Raw genomic sequence first — 24,124 nt, forward strand, 5'->3', positions numbered from 1 at the left:
CTATCACTAGGCCAGATCAGGCGCGGGGGATGCGATGACCGGGGCGATTGCCGTCGAGGCACTGACCGAGGACGAGGCGCGGGCAGAACTTGCCCGTTTGGCCAAAGTGATAGCGCAGGCAGACGCGGCCTATCACCAGATGGACGCGCCCGAGATGACGGATGCCGCCTATGACGCGCTCAAGCGTCGCAATGCGGTGATCGAGGCGCGCTTTCCCGGTCTCAAGCGCGCCGACAGCCCGTCTGATCGCGTCGGCGCCGCACCTGGCGAAGGGTTTGCAAAGGTCCGCCACGAACGCCGCATGCTGTCGCTCGGCAACGCGTTCGACGCCGGCGAGGTCGCCGCGTTCGATGGCCGTATCCGCCGCTATCTCGGGCTGAGTCATGATTCCCCGCTCGACTATACCGCCGAGCCCAAGATCGACGGGCTATCCCTGAGCCTGCGTTACGAGGGCGGGCGGCTTGTGCAGGCCGCGACCCGCGGCGATGGCGAGACCGGCGAGAACGTTACCGCCAATGCGCGCACCATCGCCGATATACCCGCCCGGCTTGAGGGGGCGCCGGATATCCTTGAGGTCCGTGGCGAGGTCTACATCGCCCATGACGATTTCGAGGCGCTGAATGCGCGTCAGCAAGAGGCGGGCGAGAAACGCTTTGCAAATCCCCGCAATGCCGCTGCGGGATCGTTGCGCCAGCTTGATCCGGCCATGACCGCGCGGCGACCGTTGAAATTCTTTGCCTATGGCTGGGGGGTGCTGTCGGTGCCGCTTGCGGAAACGCAAAAGGCCGCACTTGATCGTCTTGGCGCGCTTGGTTTTACCATCAATCCGCTGACGCGGCTCTGTGACGGACCGGATGCGATGCTGGCCCATTACGCGGCGATCGAACAGGCCCGCGCGACGCTGGGATATGATATAGACGGGGTTGTCTACAAGGTGAACGATCTTGCCTTGCAAGACAGGCTTGGATTTCGCGCGACCACGCCACGTTGGGCCATCGCGCATAAATTCCCTGCCGAACTGGCCTGGACGCGTCTTGAAAAGATCGAGATACAGGTCGGCCGCACCGGGGCGTTGTCGCCCGTCGCGCGGTTGACGCCGGTCACGGTCGGTGGCGTGGTGGTTTCGAACGCAACCTTGCATAACGAGGACTACATCGCCGGGTGCGATGCACGCGGCAACCCGATCCGCGATGGCAAGGATATCCGCGAGGGCGACTGGGTTCAGGTTTACCGCGCGGGCGACGTGATCCCAAAGTTGGCTGATGTCGACCTGTCCAGGCGACCCGCAGAGTCGCGGCCATTCGAGTTTCCCACGCGATGCCCCGAATGCGGCTCCGAGGCGATCCGCGAAGAGGGCGATGCGGTTCGTCGCTGCACGGGTGGGCTGGTCTGTCCCGCGCAGGCCGTTGAAAAATTGAAACACTTCGTAAGCCGAGGCGCATTCGACATCGAGGGCCTGGGGGCGAAACAGGTTGAGATGTTCTATCGTGACCAGTCTCTGCCAATCCGCGAACCTGCCGATATCTTTACGTTGCAAGAGCGCGACGCGGTCAACCTTGCCAAGCTCAGGAATCGTGACGGTTGGGGCGAGAAATCTGCCGCCAATCTCTTTGCCGCGATCGAGGCTCGGCGCACCATTCCGCTTGACCGGCTGATCTTTGCACTGGGCATCCGCCACGTGGGTGAAAGTGCCGCCGACCTTCTGGCACGTAGTTACCAGAGCTGGGATGCGTTCGAGGCCGCCATGACAAATGCCCGGGTGGAAGAGGGCGCGCAATGGGATCAGCTCTTGTCGATAGACGGGGTCGGAAAGGTGATGGCGCGATCACTTGTGACCACGTTTCACCAGGCCGCGGAGCGTGCCTCGATTGATCGGTTGGTTGCGCATCTGCGCATTGAGCCGGCCCGCTTGCGCGGGCAGGTGGACAGCCCCGTGGCGGGCAAGACGGTGGTCTTTACCGGTACGCTGGAAAAGATGACCCGTGCCGAGGCCAAGGCGCGCGCCGAGGCCCTGGGGGCCAAGGTCGCAGGGTCGGTTTCGAAAAAGACTGACCTGCTGGTGGCCGGTCCCGGTGCAGGCAGCAAGGCGAAAAAAGCTGCTGAACTCGGGGTCGAGACCATCGACGAGGATGATTGGTTGCACCTGATCGGACAGGCATGAGCGGGCGTCCCGAGATCTTGTTTCCGCTTTTCGGCGAACTGACCTCGCTTGACGGGGTGGGGCCCAAGACTGCCTGCATGATGGGCCAGATCGGCATCGAAAAACCGCGCGACCTGATCTTTACCTTGCCGCAATCGGGTGTTGATCGGCGCCGCCGCACGACGTTGCGCGATGCGGGGCCGGGCGAGGTCGTTACCGTCGAGGTCGAGATCGGACCCCACGATCCGCCGCGCAGCCCCGCGCGCCCCTATCGCGTGCAGGTGCAGGATGCGCAAACCGCGTTCGACCTGGTCTTTTTCCATGCCCGCGGCGATTTCCTGCGCCGGCAAATGCCCGAGGGTGCGCGGCGCGTGGTTTCGGGAAAGATCGATATATTCGACGGGCGCGCGCAAATGGTTCATCCCGATCATATCGTGCAATGTGACGAAGCCGGGACGATCCCCGAATTCGAACCGGTCTACCCGCTGACCGCGGGTGTGACGCTCAAGACCATGACCCGCGCGGTACACGGCGCGTTGTCACGCCTGCCTGACCTGCCCGAGTGGATCGACCCCGCCTTGCGCGCGCGCGAGGGCTGGCCGGGCTGGCGCATGGCGGTCGAGGCCGCCCATGCGCCGCTTGGTCCGCGCGAACTGTCACCAACCGCCCCGCCGCGCCAGCGGCTGGCCTATGACGAGTTGCTGGCCCATCAACTGACCCTTGCGCTTGCCCGCCAGTCGCTGCGGCATGGCAAGGGACGGGCCAGCGCCGGTGATGGGCGGTTGCGCGACAAGGTGCTGTCCGCCTTGCCCTATACCCCAACCGGCGCACAGACCCGCGCGATCGCCGAGATCGGCGCCGACATGGCAGCGTCGCGCCGGATGAACCGTCTATTGCAGGGCGATGTGGGCGCGGGCAAGACGCTGGTTGCCTTCATGTCGCTGCTGATCGCGGTCGAGGCCGGGGGACAGGGCGTGATGATGGCCCCCACCGAAATTCTGGCTCGCCAGCATCTGGCCAGTCTCCGCCCTCTTGCCGAAACGGCGGGTGTGGTGCTGGAAATCCTGACCGGCCGCGACAAAGGGACAGAACGCGCAGCCAAGCTTGGGGCGCTTGCGGCGGGCGAAATTCAGGTGCTGGTGGGCACCCATGCAGTATTCCAGAAGGACGTGATATTTCGTGACCTACGCTTGGCCATCGTCGATGAACAGCACCGGTTCGGTGTTGCCCAAAGAATGGAACTTTCGGCCAAGGGGCGGGGGGCGGATGTGCTGGTGATGACCGCGACGCCGATCCCGCGCAGCCTGGCGCTTGCCAGTTATGGCGATATGGATATCTCCGTTCTGGATGAGAAACCGCCGGGTCGTACCCCGGTCAAGACGGCGTTGATCTCGGTTGGGCGGCTGGACGAGGTGACCGACCATCTGGCGCGCGCTCTTTCCGAGGGACGACAGGCCTATTGGGTCTGCCCACTGGTCGAAGAGTCAGAGGCGTCGGACCTGACCGCCGCGACAGACCGTTTCGCCCGGTTGCGTGCGCGGCTGGGGGAGGAGCGCGTCGGGCTGGTCCATGGTCAGATGTCGCCGGTTGAACGTGATGCGGCGATGGCGCGTTTCCAGTCCGGTGAAACCGGCGTTCTGGTGGCGACTACGGTTATCGAGGTGGGCGTCGATGTTCCGAATGCCTCGATCATGGTTATCGAGCGGGCCGAGGGGTTTGGGCTGGCGCAATTGCACCAGCTGCGTGGCCGTGTCGGGCGGGGTGCGGCGGCCTCGACCTGCCTTCTGGTCTATGGCGCGCCGCTGAGTGAGACCGGGCGGCGACGGCTGGAGATCCTGCGCGAGACCGAGGACGGGTTCCGCATCGCCGAGGAAGACCTCGCGATGCGCGGCGCGGGCGACCTGATCGGCACCGCGCAATCGGGCCTGCCGCGATTCCGTATCGCCGATCTTGAGAGGCAATCGGCGTTGATGGCGCTGGCCCAGGATGATGCGCGCAAGCTTTTGCTGGATGATCCTGGCCTCGAAACCGCCCGGGGTCAGGCCGCGCGTGTCCTGCTATGGCTGATGGAGCAGGATCGCGCGATCCGGTTGATCCAGGTCGGATAAAGGCAGGTCCGATCCTGCGCATTTTCGCAAGACGTATGTCGTGATGCGCAGGCCGGGTTTCTTTTGCCTAGTGGCGTGCCCGTCTAACCAGTTCGACGGTTGTTCCTGGACAAAGCTGTGCGATCTCGACGCGGATCATCTCGGGACGGGGCAGGGCCGGGGTAACGACCATATAGCGCCCACGATACCCCCCAAGCGCCAGTTGGCTTGCCATGTCAAGGGCGTCGAACATTGGGGTCACCAGCGGCGAAACCACCAGATCGGTTCCGGTTTTACTGGCCAGGGCTGCGTGAAGGAGCGTGTATGGCAGGCGTTCGCATCGGGCAGTGGCGAAGGGCATTCCCACTTCTATACGGTCCTCGGCGCTGAATCCCACCAAAAGCGCCGTCGGTTGGGTAACGGGTCTTTGAACCGCACATCCCAAGAGGATCGGTCGTGACAACATAAGGCCGCTCCGCTCGACGAGGACTTCGTTCCGCCCTTGGTTGACGTGTCAATATATTCTTTACGATAGGTAGAATGCCGGTGCAATTCACTCGATCCCGCCTGCGCGCAAGTTGTCAGGCAGATGCGCCTTGCTTTTTTGTGTTGCCGAGGTCGATACCTCTGTTGGCGTATGTTCCATCGGAGGCCGCAGATGATCCCCGAGATTTCGCATTCCATCCTGTCGGGAATGCCTTTGCCGGTATTGCTGGTCGGGCGGAACGAACGCGTGGCGGCCATGAATGCCCCTGCGCGTGCCATGTTCGGCCCGGCCGGAGTGGGGCGGCATTATATCGCGGTCCTGCGCCAGCCGGCACTGCTTGATTGCGTCGAAGAGGCGCTTCGGCTGTGTCAGGTGCGCCGCGTGCGATACCTGACCACGGGCATCTCGCGCGATGCAACCTACGAGGTCATCGCCAGCCCGTTGGGAACGCGCGGCAGCGAGGGCGTGGTGGTGGCCTTTAGCGACATTTCGGAGCGTGAACAGATGGGCCAGATTCGCCGCGATTTCGTCGCAAATGTCAGCCACGAACTGAAAACGCCGCTGACCGCGTTGCTGGGCTTTATCGAAACGCTCAGGGGGCCTGCGCGCAACGATGCGGCCGCACGCGAACGCTTTCTCGAAATCATGGAACGCGAGGCGATGCGCATGAACCGTCTTGTCAGCGACCTGTTGTCGCTCAGCCGGGTCGAGGCCGAGGAAAGGATGCGTCCCGAAAGCCGGGTCGACCTGGGCGCAATCGTGCGTGCAGCAGTTCAGGCTCTGCGCCCCGTGGCCCAGGAAGCTGGGGTCGAGATCGCGCTGAACATCCCGTCGGAGCCGGTTTTCGTCCAGGGCGATTCCGACCAGTTGACCCAGGTGATTCAGAATCTCGTCGAAAACGGCATCAAGTATGGTGCTTCGGGTGGGGAGGTGCGGGTGATGATGACGTTAAGCGACCGGGAACTCGCCTTTCGCGGTCCTGGCGTGAGGGTCGATGTGATCGATCGCGGCGAGGGATTCGACCCGGTTCACATCCCCCGGCTTACCGAACGGTTCTACCGGGTGGACAACCATCGTTCGCGCGAGATGGGGGGCACGGGCTTGGGATTGGCGATCGTCAAGCATATCGTCAATCGCCATCGCGGCCGGTTCCGCATCGACAGCACACCGGGCGAAGGCAGCATTTTTTCGATCATGTTGCCAAGGGCCTGATGAATGCCAAGGCCGTCTTGTACCTGTGCTGGACGGACGTGAAGGTGCGCGGCGGCCGACCAACGGGCAGCCACCTGATCCCGGCCCGTCATGATATTTTCGGAAAAGGCAGGTCACCTTTAATAAGGCAAAATGATCGCTTAAATAAGAATATACGACTTAAAATAATAATAAAAAATGCTACATCGGTCACCGAAGGTCGGTGCCGCCCACGGTGCCGGTTTCATCAAGGGCAAAACTGCGATCCAACAGTGGAGGAAGCAATGGACGGAAACGATAACGGCATGGCCGGCAAGTGCCCCGTGATGCATGGCGGGAACACCGCCATGGGCACTTCGAACATGGACTGGTGGCCGAACGCGCTGAACCTCGACATCCTGCACCAGCACGACACCAAGACCAACCCGATGGGCAAGGATTTCGACTATCGCGAAGCGGTCAAGACGCTGGACTTCGACGCGATCAAGGCGGATGTGCGCGCGCTGATGACCGACAGCCAGGAATGGTGGCCGGCGGACTGGGGCCATTACGGCGGGTTGATGATCCGCATGGCCTGGCACTCGGCGGGCACCTACCGCATCGCCGATGGCCGTGGCGGCGGTGGCACCGGCAACCAGCGCTTTGCCCCGATCAATTCCTGGCCCGACAATGTCAGCCTCGACAAGGCCCGCCGCCTGCTGTGGCCGATCAAGAAGAAATACGGCAACAAGATCAGCTGGGCCGACCTGATGATCCTGGCCGGCACCGTGGCCTATGAGGATATGGGCCTCAAGACCTTCGGTTTTGCCTTTGGCCGCGAGGATATCTGGCACCCCGAGAAAGACACCTATTGGGGCGCGGAAAAGGAATGGCTGGCGCCGTCTGACGAACGCTATGGCGACCTCGACAATCCGGCGACCATGGAAAACCCGTTGGCCGCGGTTCAGATGGGCCTGATCTACGTCAACCCCGAGGGCGTGAACGGCCAGCCCGACCCGCTGAAGACCGCCGCGCAGGTGCGCGAAACCTTTGCCAGGATGGCAATGAACGACGAGGAAACCGTGGCGCTGACCGCTGGCGGGCATACTGTCGGCAAGTGCCACGGCAATGGCGATGCCAGCCTGCTGGGCGCTGATCCCGAGGCCGCAGATGTCTGTGAACAGGGCCTTGGCTGGACCAACCCGAACAAGTCGGGCAAGGGTCGCTATACAGTGACCAGCGGCATCGAGGGCGCCTGGACCACGCATCCGACCAAGTGGGACAACGGCTATTTCTACCTGCTTTTCACCTATGACTGGGAACTCAAGAAATCGCCGGCCGGCGCCTGGCAGTGGGAACCCGTCAACATCAAGGAAGAGGACAAGCCGGTCGATGTCGAAGACCCCTCGATCCGCTACAACCCGATCATGACCGACGCCGACATGGCGATGATCAAGGATCCGGTCTATCGTGAGATTTCCGAGCGTTTCTACAAGGATCCCGACTATTTCACCGAGGTTTTCGCGCGGGCATGGTTCAAGCTGACCCATCGCGACATGGGGCCCAAGGCGCGTTACATCGGACCCGAGGCGCCGAGCGAAGACCTGATCTGGCAGGATCCGGTGCCCGCGGGCAACACCGGCTATGACGTGGCCGCGCTGAAGGCGAAGATCGCGGCCTCGGGCCTCACGATCCCCGAGATGGTCGCAACCGCCTGGGACAGCGCCCGCACCTTCCGTGGGTCGGACATGCGCGGCGGCGCGAATGGCGCGCGCATCCGTCTTGCGCCCCAGAAGGACTGGGAAGGCAACGAACCCGCACGCCTGCAAAAGGTGCTGACAGTGCTGGAGCCGCTTGCGGCCGAGGCCGGCGCGTCCGTTGCCGATACCATCGTGCTTGCCGGCAATGTCGGCATCGAGATGGCGGCGAAAGCGGCCGGGTTCGACATCGAGGTGCCATTCGCGCCGGGCCGCGGGGACGCCACCGACGAGATGACCGACGCGCCCTCGTTCGACGTTCTGGAACCGATCCATGACGGTTTCCGCAACTGGCTGAAAAAGGACTACGTCGTCAGCCCGGAGGAACTGCTCCTGGACCGGACCCAGTTGATGGGCCTGACCGCGCCCGAGATGACCGTGCTGATCGGCGGGATGCGGGTGCTGGGCACCAATCACGCCGGCACCCGTCACGGCGTTCTGACGGATCGCGAAGGCCAGTTGACCAACGACTTCTTCGTGAACCTGACCGACATGGCCAACACCTGGAAACCGGCGGGCAACAACGTCTATGAAATCCGCGACCGCAAGACGGACACGGTAAAGTGGACGGCAACGCGCGTCGACCTGGTGTTCGGATCGAACTCGATCCTGCGGTCCTACGCCGAGGTCTATGCCCAGGACGACAATACCGCGAAGTTCGTGACCGACTTCGTTGCCGCCTGGGTCAAGGTGATGAACGCGGATCGGTTCGACCTGCACTGATCCATAACGGCTCAAGGCATTGCTTTTGCCTCCCGCGCGCTGGTCGCGCGGGAGGTTTGCTGCCACTGGCTGGCAGAGGCCGCAGTATCCGGTCTTCCTTTACGCGATTTCCTGTTGAGGCCGTTGCGCGGCGGGGTTAGGCAAGGGTCGAATGCGTTCCGTTTGCGGCGCGTTTCCCGGTGCGAGAGGCCATTCATGCTTGAGATCGAAGAGACGGGCTTGCCCGGCGTGGTGGTGCTGACGCCCCGGCGGTTCGGGGATCGTCGCGGTTTTTTTTCCGAGACGTGGAATGCGCGGCGGATGGCCGAACACGGGCTTGATTACCTTTTTGTGCAGGATAACCAGTCGCTGTCGGCCGAGATCGGCACGGTTCGAGGTCTGCATTTCCAGGCCCCGCCGCATGCGCAGGACAAGCTGGTGCGCTGCGGGCGCGGGGCGCTGTTCGACGTGGCCGTCGACATCCGCGTGGGCTCTGCGACCTATGGGCAGTGGGTGGGGGTGGACCTGACTGCGGAAAACGGCAAGCAACTGCTGGTGCCCAAGGGGTTCCTGCATGGTTTTGTCACCCGCGCGCCCGATACCGAGATCGTCTATAAATGCACCGATTACTACGCACCCGAATGCGACGGCGCGGTGCGTTGGGACGATCCCGATCTTGGCATTGACTGGGGGATTTCGGCGGCGTCGGCGATCCTGTCGGACAAGGATGCCGCCGCCCCGCGTTTGCGCGATATCACGTCGCCGTTCCGCTACGAGGAGTAAGCGCATGAAGATACTGGTCACCGGTGGCGCGGGGTTCATCGGTTCGGCGGTGGTGCGCCGGGCGATTGCCGATGGGCACGAGGTGGTCAACCTCGACGCGCTGACCTATGCCGCCTGCCTGGCCAACGTGGCCTGCGTGGCCGATGGCGCGGCCTACGCCTTTGAACAGGCCGATATTCGCGACCGCGCGGCGCTGGACAGGGTTTTCGCCGTGCATGCGCCGGACGCCGTCATGCACCTGGCCGCCGAGTCCCATGTCGACCGCTCCATCGACGGGCCGGGCGATTTCATCGAGACCAACATCACCGGCACCTACAACATGCTGGAGGCCGCGCGCAGCTATTGGGTGGGGCAGGGGCGGCCCGCAAGCTTCCGCTTCCACCATATCTCCACCGACGAGGTCTATGGCTCTCTGCCCGCCGACCCGTCGGTGAAATTCACCGAAACCACGCCCTACGATCCGCGCAGTCCCTATTCGGCCTCCAAGGCGGCGAGCGACCACCTGGTGCGCGCCTGGCATGAAACCTACGGCCTGCCGGTGGTGCTGACCAATTGTTCCAACAATTACGGCCCCTACCATTTCCCCGAAAAGCTGATCCCGGTGATCATCCTGAACGCGCTGGCGGGCAAGCCGCTGCCGATCTACGGCGACGGGTCGAACGTGCGCGACTGGCTTTATGTCGAGGATCACGCCGAGGCGCTGCTGCTGGTGGTGGAAAAGGGCACGGTGGGCCGGTCCTACAATATCGGGGGCGAGAACGAGCGGACCAACCTGGACCTGGTGCGGACCCTGTGTGGCATCCTCGACCGGTTGCGCCCGCGCGCGGCGGGCTCTTACGGCGATCTGATCACCTTCGTCACCGACCGGCCCGGCCATGACGCGCGCTATGCCATCGACCCCACCCGCATCCGGACCGAACTGGGCTGGCGGCCCAGCGTGACGGTCGAAGAGGGGCTTGAGCGCACCGTGCGCTGGTATCTCGACAACGAGGCCTGGTGGCGTCCGTTGCAGGCGCGCCACGGTGTTGGTGAACGCCTGGGGGTGAAGGCATGACGCTTCTGGTGTTCGGATCGACGGGGCAGGTTGCCCGCGAATTGCGCAAACGCGCCCCCGACGCGGTGTTCCTGTCGCGGGAAGAGGCGGATCTGGCCGATCCCGGCGCCTGCGCCGCGGTGATCGAGGCCCATGCGCCCGCAGCCGTGATCAACGCCGCCGCCTATACCGCGGTAGACCGGGCCGAAGAGGAAGAGGCGCTGGCCACCACCATCAACGGTGCAGCGCCCGGCGCCATGGCCTGGATCTGCGCCAAACAGGGCATCCCCTTCGTTCACATCTCGACCGATTACGTGTTCGACGGCTCGGGGGACGCGCCCTGGGCGACGGATGCGAAAACCGCGCCGCTGGGGGCCTATGGCCGCTCCAAGCTGGCCGGGGAAGAGGCGGTGCAAAGCGCGGGCGGGGCCTATGTCATCCTGCGCACGTCCTGGGTGTTTTCCGCCCATGGCAGCAATTTCGTCAAGACCATGCTGCGGCTGGGGGGCGAGCGGGAAAAGCTGACCATCGTCGCCGACCAGGTCGGCGGGCCGACCCCGGCGGGCGACATCGCAGCGGCCTGCCTCAAGATCGCGCACCATCTGCAAGAGACACCCGAACATCGCGGCACCTTCCATTTTTCCGGTGCGCCCGATGTCAGCTGGGCCGATTTCGCGCGCGAGATCTTCGCGCAGGCGGGGCTGGACGTGACGGTGGAGGACATCCCCACCAGCGCCTATCCCACCCCCGCCAGGCGCCCCGCCAATTCCCGGCTGGATTGCGAGGGGACAGAGGTCGTTTTCGAGATTGCCCGCCCGGACTGGCGCGCGGGATTGCGCGATATTCTGAAAGATCTGGGAGCATTGAAGACATGATCACCCGCAAGGGCATCATCCTGGCCGGCGGCTCGGGCACGCGGCTTTACCCGATCACGATGGGCGTCAGCAAGCAGCTCCTGCCGATCTATGACAAGCCGATGATCTATTATCCGCTCAGCGTGTTGATGCTGGCCGGTATCCGCGAGATCGCCGTGATCACCACGCCGCAGGACCAGGACCAGTTCAGGCGCGTGCTGGGCGATGGCAGCCAGTGGGGCCTGAGCCTGACCTACATCGTGCAGCCCTCGCCCGACGGGCTGGCGCAGGCCTTCATCCTCGCCGAGGACTTTCTGGCGGGCGCGCCTTCGGCGCTGGTGCTGGGCGACAACATCTTCTACGGGCACGGCCTGCCCGAGCTGTTGCAGGCGGCCGATGCCAAGACGGCGGGCGGCACGGTGTTCGGCTATCGCGTGGCCGATCCCGAACGCTATGGCGTGGTCGAGTTCGACGCGGGGGGGCGCGCGACGGCGATCGTGGAAAAGCCCGAGGTTCCGCCGTCGAATTACGCGGTGACGGGGCTTTACTTTCTCGATGCCGAGGCGCCGGCCCGCGCGCGCCAGGTCCGGCCCTCGGCGCGCGGCGAGCTGGAGATCACCACGCTGCTGGAAATGTACCTGCACGAGGGCGCGCTGGACGTGCAGGTGATGGGGCGGGGCTATGCATGGCTTGACACGGGCACGCATGGTTCTCTGCTGGATGCGGGCAATTTCGTGCGCACGCTGGAAAAACGCCAGGGCCAGCAGACCGGCTGCCTTGAGGAAATCGCCTATGCCCAGGGCTGGATCGACACCGCCACCCTGATCGCCCGTGCCGAGATGTTCCGAAAGAACGCATATGGCGATTATCTCAAGGGGTTGATCAAGCCCTAGGGTCAGCGCCGTTTCGTCGCCTGGCCCGGGTCGCGACGGTCACGGCGGACGCTGGGCCGGGGTAAGAGCCTCGGTTTTAGCGAAACGATCCCGATTACGATACGCGGCTTGGCTGCGCGGTGACAGGGCGCGTGTGCCGTCGGTACGGAGGTCCTTCGCCCGATGGGGGTGAGTCGCCCATCGCGTGCGCATCGGCAACACCTTGCCCGTTTTACATGCGCCCGCAGGGGCTTTCCGCCGAATACCCTGTGCAGGTTGTTTTCCGGCGGTCTTTCGCATGCCCCGCAGACGGGTTTGGGCGGGGTGCCGCGCGGATCGGGCCTGTTTGGCGAGGCGCCGTTTCTGCGCGGGGCAACCGGCGTATTCGAAAGGCGGGGCCGTATTCCGCGGCTCTCAAGACCTTTGGAAAATATGGGAGACAGAGAATGAAAAAGATCACCGCCATGACCGCGATCCTTTTGTTTTCAACCGGCGCCGCCTTTGCCGCAGAGCTGGATGCCAATGGCGATGGTGCGGTAACTTTCGAAGAGTTTCTGGCTGTCTTGCCGACAACCACCGAAGAGGCGTTCGCGGCAATCGATACCGATGCTAGCGGCGCCCTGTCGGCAGAGGAAATCGCGGCGGCCGAAGAGGCCGGGTTGATCCCCGTCGAGGGCTGAGGCAAGGGCGCACGCCCTAGCTGGCAGGGAATATCCTGCTAGGCACGGCGCCCGGTCATGCCGGGGGCCGTGTCGCCTTACGATTTGTCGGCTTATCACGTGACCTTTTCCCGCCGATGGGGCGCGTGGCCTGGCACGCCCGTCAATGTCGCGCGGCACCGTGGCAATCTGGGCGGCTTTTGCCGATTGCGGGGGGCGTGGCAGATGATTAGGGTCGAATTCGACTGCGGCCGCATCCGGGCGACCGCGCGTGGCATGCAAAGAGGTGACAGTGTCCCGGGACGCCCTAACAGATGACGGCATGTCGACGATCCGCCAGCGTTTGGGCGAGATCCGCGAGATGGAACGATCCAAGGGCGCCGAGGCCGCGGAAAAGGCGCTGATCGCGCTGATCCGCGAGGTGCCCGACAACCGGCCCGCCTATACCGCGCTGAGCCGGGTGCTGATGAAGCAGAAAAAATTCGATTACGCCGTCCGGGCCGCCGAAAAGGTGGTGCGGCTTGCCCCAATGGAGGCCGAGCCGCTGGTGCTGGCGGGCTTTGCGCGGTTGCGCAACGAGGATCGCGAGGGCGCGGCAGTGGCCTTTGCCGATGCACTGGGGCTGGATGGCGCAAATACCCGCGCCATGATGGGCGCGGCCCTTTTGAAGATGTCGGAAGACAGCCACGAGGATGCGCTTGAGCTATGCGAACGCGCCGTCGCGCTTGATCCCGACCTGGAACGCGCGCATGAACTGATTGTGCGTATCAACCTCAAACAGGGGCGCAAGGACGACGCGCTGGCCGAATTGCGCGACCTCGTCGAGGCCGGTGGCGGTTCGTCCCGTGCGTTGCGTCTTTACGCCCGCCTGATGCGCGATGAGGGGCGACTTGACGAGGCGTTGAAGGCCGCCGCGTCGCGGCTCGGAGAGGACCGCAAGAGCCTCAAGCGTTTTTCCCAGCTTGCGGCCTTTTCCGGTCAGGCTGACCTTGCGGTGGACGAGTATCGCAAACTTGCCGAGGCAACCGATGCGAAACCCGCCGACAAGGTTCGCCTTATCGCTGCGCTGATCCGCAGCGGTGCGCTTGATGAGGCCCGCACTGGCATTTCCGCGCTGCCCGATGCGCGGGTTCTCAAGCCGCTCAAGCACAAGCTGTCGGGCGACATCGCGATGGCCGAAGGTCAGCACACGGCCGCGATCGCGCTTTACCGCAAGGCCTGCAAGGCGGCCAACGCACAAGAGCCCGATGCCGACGCGATTGGCGCCGACGCACCTGAGGAAGATCTGGCAAAGCTCTGGCAGAAACATAGTGCCCAGGCTCTGCGTGTTGCCTTGCGCGCCCGCCGCAGTCCGGGCTGACCTCTGGGCCCACCCGCGCAGGCAACGTTCAACAGACAGCGAAAGGCCCGAGATGCCCCTGAACCTTGTCTATATCATCATGGATAGCTGCCGGTTCGACAGCTACCGGCGTGCGCGGACGCCCAACATGGACGCCCTGGCCGAGGGTGAACAGCGCTATAGCTATGCGTCCTGGACCGCGCCCAGCCATCACTCGATCTTCATGGGCCAGATCGCCCATAAAAGCCCCACACGGGTTCTGGCCTCGGAGGTCTACAAGAAGGAATATGCCCGTTGGGTTGACCGGATCGACGTGCCGGACCTGTCGTTCAAATCCTTCGTGCCCGAACTGAGCCTCGCGAAGGTTTTGCAAAAACAGGGTTACCGAACCGTGGGCCGGGTATCGATGCCTGTCTTGAACCCTTTTACCGGGCTCAATCGTCACTTCGACGATTATCGCCTGATGTCGAATCACAATGATTTCGGCGGAATGGTGAACGAGGTATCGTTTTCGACCGATCAGCCGAGCTATTATTTCATGAATCTCGGCGAGACCCATTATCCTTACATGCTCAAGGATGACAGCCTGCCGCGCATTTCGGGCGTTCACGGGGTGGTCAAGGGCATGGATGAGGCGATCCAGCGGTCGGGCGATCTGCCGGATGAGGACGATGGCTTTTTCTCTGCCGGGGACATGGCCGCGCTGCACGACCAACAGGTGCGCTGTGTGGAACATGTCGACGAGATCCTGGGCGCGTTGATCGCCAAGGCGCCGAAGGGGACGCATTTCATCGTGACCGCGGATCACGGTGAATGTTTTGGCGAGGGCGACTATTTCGGGCACGGCCCGGTGATGCACGAAAAGGTTTTCGAGATTCCGTTCCTTGAGGGGCGCAAGACATGATGGACGCGCCTTCGGTTCCCGACCCGGTTTTCGTGCTGGCCGCGCCGCGGTCTTTCACATCGCTGATCACCGCGATGATCGGCCAGCACCCAGAACTTTACGGCCTGCCGGAGCTTAACCTCTTTCAATGTGATCTGATGGAGGAATTCAATACCGGGCTGACGCCCGATGGCATTTCCAAATCGCCTGTCTGGAAGACGATGCGCCATGGGTTGTTGCGGACCGTGGCCGAGCTATATGCCGGCGAACAGACGGTCGAGTCGATCCACATGGCCGAACGCTGGCTTGCGCGCCGGGCCGACCGGACCTCGGCAGAGGTCTTCCATGAACTGTGCAAGTCCATTGCGCCTTTGCGCGTGGTTGAGAAAAGCCCGGGTGTGCTGCGCAAGCAGGTGTTCATGGACCGGATGCTTGAGGCATTTCCGAATGCCCGCTTCATCCACCTGTTGCGCAGTCCCGTGGACCAGGGGCGATCGGTGCTCAAGGCCAAGGGTGGTATCGGCGTGCTCTTGGCGATGAACTGCGTTGACTACCGCGGAGAAGAGGCCGCGCTCGAACCGCAGATCCTGTGGCATGACACCCAGGTTCAGATCCTTCGCTTTCTCGACAAGCTGCCCGATGAGCAATTCGTAACGGTGCGTGGCGAGGATCTGCTGAACGATCTCGATAACTCGCTGGGGGCACTATGCCGCTGGCTGGGCGTGTCCGACGATGTCGAGGCCATCGCCGCGATGAAACGGCCCGAGGAGTCGGCCTATTCCTGCCTTGGGCCCGCGAATGCGCGGCTGGGCAATGACGTGAATTTCCTGCGATCGCCGGCGCTGCGCGAGGGCGGGGTGACGTCAACCCCGCTGGATGCGCCCTTGCCCTGGCGGGCGGATGCGGCGCCGCTACATCCTCGTGTCCAGGCCCTGGCGCGGGAGTTGGGATATTGAGTGTTCTTGACCTCAAACCGTTGCGCGCGCCCGGCCACCGGGCCTTTATCGGGATGGAATTTGGCGGCCCTTCTGCCGAGGCAGATCCGGAGGCGCTGAGCCCTGGCGATGTGCTGGCCGATCCGCGCCTGATGTCGCTGGGCCGGGCCGTGTTCGAAGAGCTGCGCCTGCAATTTGCAGAACCCGCCGGCGCCGCGCATCTGAGCGACGAGGAAGAGGCATATCGGCAGAAGCTGGAAACCTGGGCCGATATCCTGGAAATCCTGCTGGAAGAGACCCTTAACGAGCTTGAAACCCTGAATGCCGCGCGCGCGGGGCTTGCGCATGGGCCGGGTTGAGGGGGCAGGCATGAAGCAGATGCGGTGCGCGGCGGCCCATCCCGGCCTTGGCGAGCGGGCTTTTGTCCGCATCGCCCGTAACGGATTCGGTGATGCGCTGAATTCCTACCCCCATTCCATGGCCTGGTTCAAGGACCGCCTGGTGGTCGGCACAACGCGCAGCAACCTGTGCCTGTTCAAGGTCTCGAAGATCGAGAAGAAGCTGGACCGATGGCCGGTCGAATGTCCTGATTACGTTTACGACCTGGATATGCGGGCGCAGATCTGGTCGTTCGATCCGACCGAGGCTCGGCCGGGGGTGGAAAACTCCGGCTGGACGTTGCGCGCTCGCGCGCCCTGGATCGACGCGCAGGGTGAGAGGCTCCCGCGTGAATTGGGCTATCGCGGCATGTGTGTTTTCAAAGGGACCAGCGATCGGGAAGAATGCCTTTACGTCGCCACCTATACGCCGGCCAGGGGATTCGGCACGCGCATCCTGCGATCTGAGGATGGCATACGGTTCGACGAGATCCCGATGCCAGAGGGGTTCGACCGGTCGGTCATCACGCTGCGCCTTGTTGTACCGTTCAAGGGGCGGCTGTTTACCAGCCCTACGGGCAAGGCGGGTGGTAATCCCAACCAGACCGGACAGGCGGTCATCTATGCCAGCGCCGATCCGGCCGGGGGATCGTGGGAGCCGGTGAACCTGCCCGGTTTCGGCGATCCCGGTAATATCGGCATCTTCGAGATGGTTGGTTGCGGAGATTACCTTTACGCGGGCACCGGCAATCCGGCCGGCTACCAGATATGGCGCACCCGCGCCGAGGGGCCTGCGCCTTACGACTGGGATTGCGTGGTTACCAACGGGGCCTATCGCGGCCCGCTGAACCAGGGTGTCGCCTCTTTCGCGGTGCACCAGGGATTGGTCTATGCTGGCAGCGGTATTCAACATGGCGGCATTGATCGGGGGGCTGGAATCGGCCCTGCCGGGCCGGAACTGATCCGCATCCATGAAAACGGCCGGTGGGACCTGGTCGTGGGCAGTAGTCGCGATACACCCGAGGGCGCGCGCGCGCCGCTGTCGGGCTATACGCCGGGGTTCAACAACCTCTTCAACGGATATTTCTGGCAGATGGAAAGCCATGATGGCTGGCTTTACCTGGGCACCTTCGACTGGACCACGATGCTGCGCTATTCCGAGCGCGGAGCCTGGCCCGCGCCGTTTCGCAAGATGATCGAGCGGGTCGGTGTCGAAAAACTGGTGCAAACCCGGGGCGGTGCCGAGCTTTATCGTTCGCGCGATGGCGAGAATTGGCTGCCGGTCACGACACAGGGCTTTGGGAACGCATTCAATTACGGTATCCGTACATTGCAGTCCACGCCATACGGTCTGGCGGTGGGCTTGGTGAACCCCTTTGGTCCGCGGGTCGGCTTCGACGGCCCGGATGGGTACGGATACCGGTACAACCCCGATGGCGGGCTTGAGATCTGGCTGGGACAGAAACGGGAAAGGAATTTGCCATGAGAGCGCTGCGCATCGCGGGTATTTCACTTGGTCTGGTGCTGGGGCTGGGCGCGTGCATGCCCGATATCGCCGCCATCGGGGGGGGTGGAAAGGGCCGCTCGGTCTCGCTGGGTACGCCCGCCGCGGCGGGTGGTCTGGATCAGCGCACGGTCATGGCTGCGGGGCTGGAGCGCAGCTATCACATCTACGTCCCCAAAAGCGTTGCCGCTGCCGGCGGGTCCGCGCCCGCGATCGTCACGTTCCATGGCGGAGGCGGCAACGCCCTGGAGTTCGCCAAGCGGATCGATATCCGCCGCGTCGCCGATGCGCGTGGCATGATCGTGCTGGCTCCGCAAGGGGTCGGGCGTGGCGACAAGGGATTCTGGAACGCGGGCAGCATCTCGCCCGTCGGCATGGCCGAGCGTAACAACGTGGATGACCTCGCTTTTATCCAGGCCATGCTGCGCGATGCCGCGAGCGTGGCGCCGATAGATCCGTCGCGGGTCTATGCGGCGGGGCTGTCCAAGGGCGGGATGCTGGCCTATCATGCCGCGTGCAATCTTCCGGGCACGTTCACGGCGATCGCGGCGGTCGCCAGCACCCTGTCGGCCGCCGATTGCCCCAACCCGCAGGGCGTCAGCCTGCTGCACATCCACGGCACCGACGACAAGAACGTTCCGTTTTCCGGCGGCAGCGGCGAGATGTCGGCCAAGGGCGCGAACTGGCCGCCCGCAAGCCTCGGGATAGAACGCTTCAGCGCGGCCAACCAATGCGCGCCGCAGGCGCAGGTCATGCGGCCAGCGCAGGATACCACCTGCCAGGTCACTTCATGCGCAGGCGGCGAAAAGGTCGAGCTTTGTCTCGTCGAGGGCGGCGGTCATGCCTGGCCGGGCATAGAGCCCGCCCCCTGGCAGCAGAAATACGGGGTTTATGTTTCGCCCTATTTCAAGGCTACGGACTTCGTCGTCGATTTCCTGCTGAGCAGCAACTAACATCAATGGGAGGCCCCGCGCCGGGTTGCCCGGTCGGGGTTGCGCACTTGCCATGGCGGATCTTCAGCCGCTTTTCATCCTGACCTGCATGCGGTCTTATTCGTCACTGGTCAGTTCGATGCTGGGTCAGCATTCCGGGCTGTTTGCCATGCCAGAGCTGAACCCGTTCATCGGCGATAGCCTGCGACAGATCGAAACCATGGCGCGCGCGGTACGACCGCGCACCCTGGACGGGCTTTATCGGGCGGTGGCAGAACTGGTCTTTGGCGGACAGGGCGAGCCCGAGATCGCCGAGGCCAGGCGCTGGTGCGCCGCGCGCCCGCGTTGGACCGCGGTGGAGTTGATATCTGACCTGTCAGACAGGGTCGCGCCGCGCAAGCCCATCGACAAGAGCCCAAGCACCGTTCTGGTCGACGGCGCGCTTGAACGCGCGCTGGCGCAGTTTCCCAACGCCTTTTTCCTGCATCTTTATCGCCATCCGATCGCCACCACCGCCTCGATTGCGAAGATCACCGGCAAGTGGCAGCCCCCCACCAGGCAGGGGCTGCGGGGTGGGCGTCAGCGCGATCCCGAAGAAAGCTGGTTCGGCATCAATGCCGCTATTCTGCGGGCCTCACTGCGGATCGCGCCCGGTCATTTCATGTCGGTCCGCGGCGAGGACGTGTTGCGCGATCCTGACCGCTACCTGACGCAGATTTGCGACTGGATGGGGCTGGAAACCACGCGGGCCGACCTGTCGGCCATGCATCATCCCGAACACAGCCCCTTTGCTTGTCTCGGTCCGCCCTCGGCGCCGTTCGGCAACGATCCCAATTTCCTGCGCGAGCCTGGTTATAATCCCCGCCCCATCAGTGAGGCGCCGCTTGATGCACCACTGGAATGGGACAGTCCGAACCGGCGACTGGGCCGGGAAACAGTCGCGCTGGCCTGTCAGCTTGGTTATGGGAGGGGCACCCGATGAAGCACGCCACGCCACGTCTGCAAGGTTCACGATGAGACAGCCGTTATTCATCATCTGCCCCGGCCGCACCTTTTCGTCGGTCGTCTGTTCGGCGATTGGCCAACACCCCGAGGCCTATGGTCTGCCCGAGGTGAACCTTTTCGTGCGCGACACGGTGGGCGAGTTGATGGCCTCGGGGCGGGTCGGGGCGATCACGGGGTTGAAACGAACAATCGCCGAACTGAATTTCGGCGCACAGACCGTCGAGACGGTCGAGGCCGCCACCGCCTGGATTGAAGAACGCGGCGCGATGTCGGGTGCCCAGATGCTGCGCCTGCTCGGCGAACTTTCGGGGGGGCGGATGATCGTCGACAAAACCCCCACGAATTCGCAGGAGAAAGCGTTGTTGCGCATCGCCGAGGCATTTCCCGAGGCGCGGTTCCTGCATCTCACGCGGCATCCGCGTGCCACGTTACGTTCGCAATACAAGGCGATCCAGAGCCGACGCGGAAAGATCCCCCGCAAGATGCTGATCGAGGCAACAGGCCGCTGGCTGGAACGACACCGATGGCTGGTTGAGTTTGGCGCCGCGCTGGGACCTGGGCAATATCTTTGCCTGCATGGCGAGTGGTTCTTCGAGGATCCCAGGCGGATTCTGGAACAGGTTTGCGACTGGGCAGAACTGTCGCGGGCACCCGGCGCGGTCGAGCGGATGATGCACCCGGAAGAGTCTCCCTATGCCCGTCCGGGCCCGGAGAACGCGCCTTATGGCAATAATCCCGGTTTCATGGAAAACCCCCATCTGCGCATCGGTGCTCCCTCGGCAGAAACGCTGGACGGGCCGCTGGAATGGCTGGACGGGCTTGACGTGTATTTCGACGCGGAGACCAGGCAGCTTGCGCACCAGCTTGGCTATGCAGGCTGAGCCAACAGGAGATGTCATGACACGTGCCGCCAACATCCGCGAGACAGAGCCGGTTAACATGGAAAGCCCCGAACTGGGCGTGGTTCGTGCGCTGGTGCCAGCCCAGGACGGTTGCCTGGCTGAAATCGAACGGATCGGGGCAGGGGGGGGCGTGGTCGAACTTGCCCGTCTTGATGCCACGGGAAATGCGCGTGCCATGGTTCGGCTGGGCGATATGCTCGGCACGCTGGAGCAAGAGATTGCTGCTCGGCTATTATCCGGTGTGTCGGACGCGCCCGACCTTGTCCGGGCCGAGGGCGCGGGACTGGTCGGCCTTGCCCTTTCGGACCCTTCCGCGCTGAAAACGCTGCGAGATGGGCGCGAGGGCCTTTTTGGCCCAAGTGCCGGATCGGGGCCGTGGTGGGCGCTGGTGGAGCATTGCGCGGGCGCAGACCTGTTGCACCTTTTACACCTGTCCGACGGGGTGCGGCGGCTTGATTGTGGTCCGCTTCGGTTGGACGCGCGGCGGCGGATCACGGCGATTGCCTTTTTCGACGGCGCGCTGTTCGTGGCAGTGGCCGATCCGTTGGCCGGGTTTGACCTGTTCCGGCTCGATCTTGCGGCGCCGACCGGGGAGTGGGTAACGGTTCTGTGTCGTGGCGCGCATCGGTTCGCGCTGAACGCCGCGGTTTTCGCGATGCGGCAAACTCCGGCGGGCCTGTTGATCGGAACCGCGGCGCTGGCGGGCGGGGTCGCGCCGGTCGGCAACTGGGGCCCGGAACTGCTCCTTGTTTTGCCGGGGGGGACATGGGACCTGGTCATGGGCCAGCCCAGGTTCACGCCTGACGGGTTGAAACTGCCTGCCTCGGCGCGGTTGGCGGGCATGGACAGGGCCGGCAATGCCGCAATCAAGGTAATCGCGCAGGGACTCGTAGAGGGATGTCCGGCCACGGTTGTGGCAGTGCAGGATTTCGACGGTGCCAACAAGGCCGACCGTGCCGAGGTGCTGGCTGATGCGATGGACTATCGCGGGCCCGTGCGGTTTTACCTGTCGCATGACCCGGCTGAGTGGCGTGAACTGCCCCACGCCCTGCCCGACGGCCTGGGCGAGGTGACCGCGCTTTGCCTGACCGGTCGCGGGCTTGTCATCGGGCATGAGGCTCTCGGCGCCTCTGGGCTGCCGGTCAGTTTCCTGCCGTTGCCCTGAGACCGTTCAAGGTAACCACGACCACAGCTCGACCTCGACAAATCGAAAGAGAACGCGGGAAAAGACCTGCCAGGCGGGGCGTTCGTCGACTTCGATCTTGGCGTGGCCGGTCATATTTCCGGCAAGCGTCCCCCTTGGATTGGGCACCTCGACCACGACCCGCGTGACCCGACCGAAATCGCGTTCTTCGGCGGCAGGGGCGCGGCGCATCACGGTTCCGCTCAGATTGGCATTCGGTGCGCTCCAGGGTTTCAGCGTCACGTCGGCGCCGATCGCGACCTCGTCGATCTCGGTCTCTGGAACTTCGATTTCTGCCAGGACCGTGCGATTGTCGGCCAATTCCGCGAACAGGTCGCCCTCGCGCAGGTAGGTGCCGACCGAGATGCCCGACATGGTGCTGACGATCTGTCCATTTGCCAGGGCGCGGATATCGGTATGTTCCAGTCGCAGCCGGGCAAAGCCGAGATCCTGCCGGATGCGGTCTATCTCTGCGGTTGCGGCGTCGACCTCGCTTTGCAGGGCGGGGCTGCGCAAAAGGTCCAGTCCGGCCTCGCTGCGCTGCAACTCGGCCTGTGCCACGGCGTGGGCTGCCCGCGCGGCCTCCAGCACGCTTTGTGCAACCGCACCGCGTTCGAAAAGCTGTTGTTTGCGGACGAGATCCTCTTGCGCCGCCGTAAAGCCGGCCCGTGCGGCGGCAACGCCCTGCATGGCCAGTTCGACTTCTTCGGGCCTGGGATCTGCGGTCAGCGTGGCCAGCTCTGCGCGCTGGCGTTCAAGTTCAGCCTCAAGCACGGCGATATCGCGTTCGACGTCCCATTTCGAAAGCGAGGCCAGGATCTTGCCCTTTTCGACCCAGTCGCCCTCTCGCACATGGAGCGCGATGATCTCGCCCGCGGTCCGGGCGCGGATCTGGGTACGTTCGACCGGCTGCACGATGAATTCCCCGCCCACCGAGAAGGGATAGGGATAAAGCCCCGCCCCGAAGAGCGTGCCCAGCAACAGGACCCAAACCAACAGCATCGGGCTGCGTCCGGTCCGGTTTCGCGGCGAGGGTGTTTGCGCCAGCACATCGTCAAGCGCGGCGGATGCCGCCGCCCCCTCCGGGCCACGCTTGCGCCGCTTGGGGTGGTCGATGGCGGGACCGTCGACCGTTAGGGGCAAGGCGGATGGCCGGGTGGCGGGGTCCACATCCGGGTTAGAAGCAGGCGGCGCAAGCGCGGCATCCAGCAACAGGTCTAGGTCATCCTGCCCGGTATCGGTCTGGTCCTGTTGAAAGGGGGCGGATGGCGGCCCGAGGATGGATTCCAGATCGGGATCTTTGCCGCGCTCTGGCTGGCGTAGGGGGGCCTTTTCGTTGCCGGGGCCTGTCATGTCCTCGATACTCGTGCTGGCGTGACGCGGGGAACCGGGCAATCCGGGCGCCGGATGTCTGTAACACGAAACTGTTTCCCGGTGCGATAGCCCAGAGCCGCGCGCCTTGCCCCGCTGGCCCCTGATCCGGCGCCGTGATAGCAGGCTGACAACGAAAAGCGTCAACATGCCCATCATCACGCCAAAGATTACAACGCCGGTTCCCCGATACTCGGCCTCCAGCGCATGGGCGATCGAGATCACGATCCCTCCGATCAGCGTGGTAGTGAACCCGATCGAGACCGCCGCATAGAGCAGCAGCATCCGCCGATATCTTGCTGTCAGCGTTGCTGGCGGGCGCTTTCCCCGCAATCGCACCCCCAGCAGGCGAAAGGCGTCTTCGCGCAGGCGGGGACGCCCCAGAAAGGCTGAAAGCCAACGATAGCCGTCCGCCGGCCAGGCCGGGTTGGCCGTAAACAGGAACGCGGCCAGCCCGGTGACCCCGAAGGCCAGCGCGCTGTCGGCCGCGCCGCTACCGCTCTGGCGCAGCATCGCCCAGGCCGTGACGCCCGTGCCGAACATGGCAAGCCGCGCCAATAGCGGGGCCGCGTAACAGCGTCGCTGTGCCGCGAAATCCAGGTCGCGGATCGTCTGGAGAGATATGAAAAAACGCGGGATGACCCCAAAGGCAAGCCGAACCCCGAACATCCGGGGTGCGATACCCAGCCGTGCCATCACTGTGCCCTGCGCAAGCTTGCCCAAGAGGTTCGAGGTGACCATACCCAGAACGACCGATTGCAGGAAGTTGAACGACAGGAACACCGCGTCGATCCGGTCGGTCATCTCGTACCAGTTGAACAGCGCGGCCAGCGCTGCAAGCCCGGCCAGCGGCAGCGTGAGGTAGGCGATCCAGCAAAAAGGCCGCACGAAGGCATTCAGCCCGCGGAACATCCCGGCGGGATCGAATAGCACCACGCTCAGCGGGGGTTTGCGTTGGGGCTTGGGCGTGGAAATGGCGGGTCCTCGATGTTTGCGGGCGGGCTCTGACGTCTTGGGCAAGCTTGGTGCATTTGCAAGCCGAACGCGGTCGATAAACCTGTCAATGAGATGAAATTAGATATAAAAATTAGAAATAAGTTGACCACGACCTGCGAGGTGCGCAGGCTCAGGATGTTTTTCGCAGATAGG

Annotated in this window: 20 protein-coding genes; 18 read left to right on the top strand and 2 right to left on the bottom strand. The window is 63.9% G+C overall.

What is annotated here, in order from left to right; genetic code table 11:
• Positions 1–34: 34 nt before the first annotated feature.
• Together ligA and recG are read left to right on the top strand one after the other, a co-directional pair.
• Positions 35–2,161 (top strand): NAD-dependent DNA ligase LigA, encoded by a 2,127-nt coding sequence (gene ligA, locus EV663_RS03320; protein WP_132950325.1) that lies wholly within the window; start codon positions 35–37, stop codon positions 2,159–2,161.
• A complete protein-coding gene (gene recG, locus EV663_RS03325) occupies positions 2,158–4,248 on the top strand; it encodes an ATP-dependent DNA helicase RecG (protein WP_132950326.1) in 2,091 nt (696 codons plus the stop codon). The genes ligA and recG overlap by 4 nt, the downstream gene beginning before the upstream one ends.
• A 67-nt stretch (positions 4,249–4,315) precedes the next feature.
• Here recG and EV663_RS15560 read toward each other — a convergent pair whose 3' ends face one another.
• Entirely contained in the window at positions 4,316–4,480 is a 165-nt protein-coding gene (locus EV663_RS15560; RefSeq protein WP_165910115.1) for a hypothetical protein, read from the bottom strand.
• A gap of 405 nt (positions 4,481–4,885) precedes the next feature.
• Here EV663_RS15560 and EV663_RS03330 point away from each other — a divergent pair, with 405 nt between their 5' ends.
• The 16 genes from EV663_RS03330 (at position 4,886) to EV663_RS03405 (ending at position 21,586) form a co-directional block, all read left to right on the top strand.
• Positions 4,886–5,926 carry a sensor histidine kinase gene (locus EV663_RS03330; RefSeq protein ID WP_132950327.1) on the top strand — a complete coding sequence of 347 codons (1,041 nt, stop codon included), beginning with the start codon at positions 4,886–4,888 and terminating at the stop codon, positions 5,924–5,926.
• A 263-nt stretch (positions 5,927–6,189) separates the two neighbouring features.
• Entirely contained in the window at positions 6,190–8,364 is a 2,175-nt protein-coding gene (gene katG, locus EV663_RS03335; protein WP_132950328.1) for a catalase/peroxidase HPI, read from the top strand.
• A 195-nt stretch (positions 8,365–8,559) separates the two neighbouring features.
• The gene (gene rfbC, locus EV663_RS03340) at positions 8,560–9,126 is read left to right on the top strand and encodes a dTDP-4-dehydrorhamnose 3,5-epimerase (protein ID WP_132950329.1); all 567 of its coding nucleotides are present in this window, start codon (positions 8,560–8,562) and stop codon (positions 9,124–9,126) included.
• A 4-nt stretch (positions 9,127–9,130) separates the two neighbouring features.
• Positions 9,131–10,180: a dTDP-glucose 4,6-dehydratase gene (rfbB, locus tag EV663_RS03345; protein ID WP_132950330.1), complete on the top strand. Its 1,050-nt coding sequence runs from the start codon at positions 9,131–9,133 to the stop codon at positions 10,178–10,180.
• Positions 10,177–11,034 carry a dTDP-4-dehydrorhamnose reductase gene (gene rfbD, locus EV663_RS03350; RefSeq protein WP_132950331.1) on the top strand — a complete coding sequence of 286 codons (858 nt, stop codon included), beginning with the start codon at positions 10,177–10,179 and terminating at the stop codon, positions 11,032–11,034. Before rfbB ends, rfbD begins: the two co-directional genes overlap by 4 nt.
• Positions 11,031–11,906, top strand: a complete 876-nt coding sequence (gene rfbA, locus EV663_RS03355; RefSeq protein WP_132950332.1) for a glucose-1-phosphate thymidylyltransferase RfbA — start codon at positions 11,031–11,033, stop codon at positions 11,904–11,906. The genes rfbD and rfbA overlap by 4 nt, the downstream gene beginning before the upstream one ends.
• A gap of 425 nt (positions 11,907–12,331) precedes the next feature.
• Positions 12,332–12,565, top strand: coding sequence for an EF-hand domain-containing protein (locus EV663_RS03360; protein ID WP_132950333.1), 234 nt, complete (start codon positions 12,332–12,334; stop codon positions 12,563–12,565).
• A 301-nt stretch (positions 12,566–12,866) separates the two neighbouring features.
• On the top strand, positions 12,867–13,904 hold the full coding sequence (locus EV663_RS03365; protein ID WP_132950334.1) for a tetratricopeptide repeat protein: 1,038 nt from the start codon (positions 12,867–12,869) through the stop codon (positions 13,902–13,904).
• A gap of 52 nt (positions 13,905–13,956) precedes the next feature.
• Positions 13,957–14,787: a sulfatase-like hydrolase/transferase gene (locus EV663_RS03370; RefSeq protein WP_132950335.1), complete on the top strand. Its 831-nt coding sequence runs from the start codon at positions 13,957–13,959 to the stop codon at positions 14,785–14,787.
• The gene (locus EV663_RS03375) at positions 14,784–15,722 is read left to right on the top strand and encodes a sulfotransferase family protein (RefSeq protein ID WP_132950336.1); all 939 of its coding nucleotides are present in this window, start codon (positions 14,784–14,786) and stop codon (positions 15,720–15,722) included. Before EV663_RS03370 ends, EV663_RS03375 begins: the two co-directional genes overlap by 4 nt.
• Positions 15,719–16,060: a hypothetical protein gene (locus EV663_RS03380; protein ID WP_132950337.1), complete on the top strand. Its 342-nt coding sequence runs from the start codon at positions 15,719–15,721 to the stop codon at positions 16,058–16,060. Before EV663_RS03375 ends, EV663_RS03380 begins: the two co-directional genes overlap by 4 nt.
• 10 nt (positions 16,061–16,070) lie before the next feature.
• On the top strand, positions 16,071–17,564 hold the full coding sequence (locus EV663_RS03385; protein WP_132950338.1) for a hypothetical protein: 1,494 nt from the start codon (positions 16,071–16,073) through the stop codon (positions 17,562–17,564).
• Complete coding sequence (locus tag EV663_RS03390; protein ID WP_132950339.1) at positions 17,561–18,535, top strand: CE1 family esterase; 975 nt, start codon at positions 17,561–17,563, stop codon at positions 18,533–18,535. Before EV663_RS03385 ends, EV663_RS03390 begins: the two co-directional genes overlap by 4 nt.
• Positions 18,536–18,587: 52 nt before the next feature.
• Positions 18,588–19,496 (top strand): sulfotransferase family protein, encoded by a 909-nt coding sequence (locus tag EV663_RS03395; protein WP_132950340.1) that lies wholly within the window; start codon positions 18,588–18,590, stop codon positions 19,494–19,496.
• Positions 19,497–19,527: 31 nt separating this feature from the next.
• Entirely contained in the window at positions 19,528–20,400 is an 873-nt protein-coding gene (locus tag EV663_RS03400; RefSeq protein ID WP_165910116.1) for a sulfotransferase family protein, read from the top strand.
• A 16-nt stretch (positions 20,401–20,416) separates the two neighbouring features.
• Positions 20,417–21,586 carry a hypothetical protein gene (locus EV663_RS03405; RefSeq protein ID WP_132950342.1) on the top strand — a complete coding sequence of 390 codons (1,170 nt, stop codon included), beginning with the start codon at positions 20,417–20,419 and terminating at the stop codon, positions 21,584–21,586.
• 6 nt (positions 21,587–21,592) lie between these two features.
• Here EV663_RS03405 and EV663_RS03410 read toward each other — a convergent pair whose 3' ends face one another.
• The gene (locus EV663_RS03410; RefSeq protein ID WP_132950343.1) at positions 21,593–23,995 is read right to left on the bottom strand and encodes an HlyD family secretion protein; all 2,403 of its coding nucleotides are present in this window, start codon (positions 23,993–23,995) and stop codon (positions 21,593–21,595) included.
• Positions 23,996–24,124: the final 129 nt, after the last annotated feature.

The organism is Rhodovulum bhavnagarense, assembly GCF_004343505.1.
Lineage (GTDB): Bacteria > Pseudomonadota > Alphaproteobacteria > Rhodobacterales > Rhodobacteraceae > Rhodovulum > Rhodovulum bhavnagarense.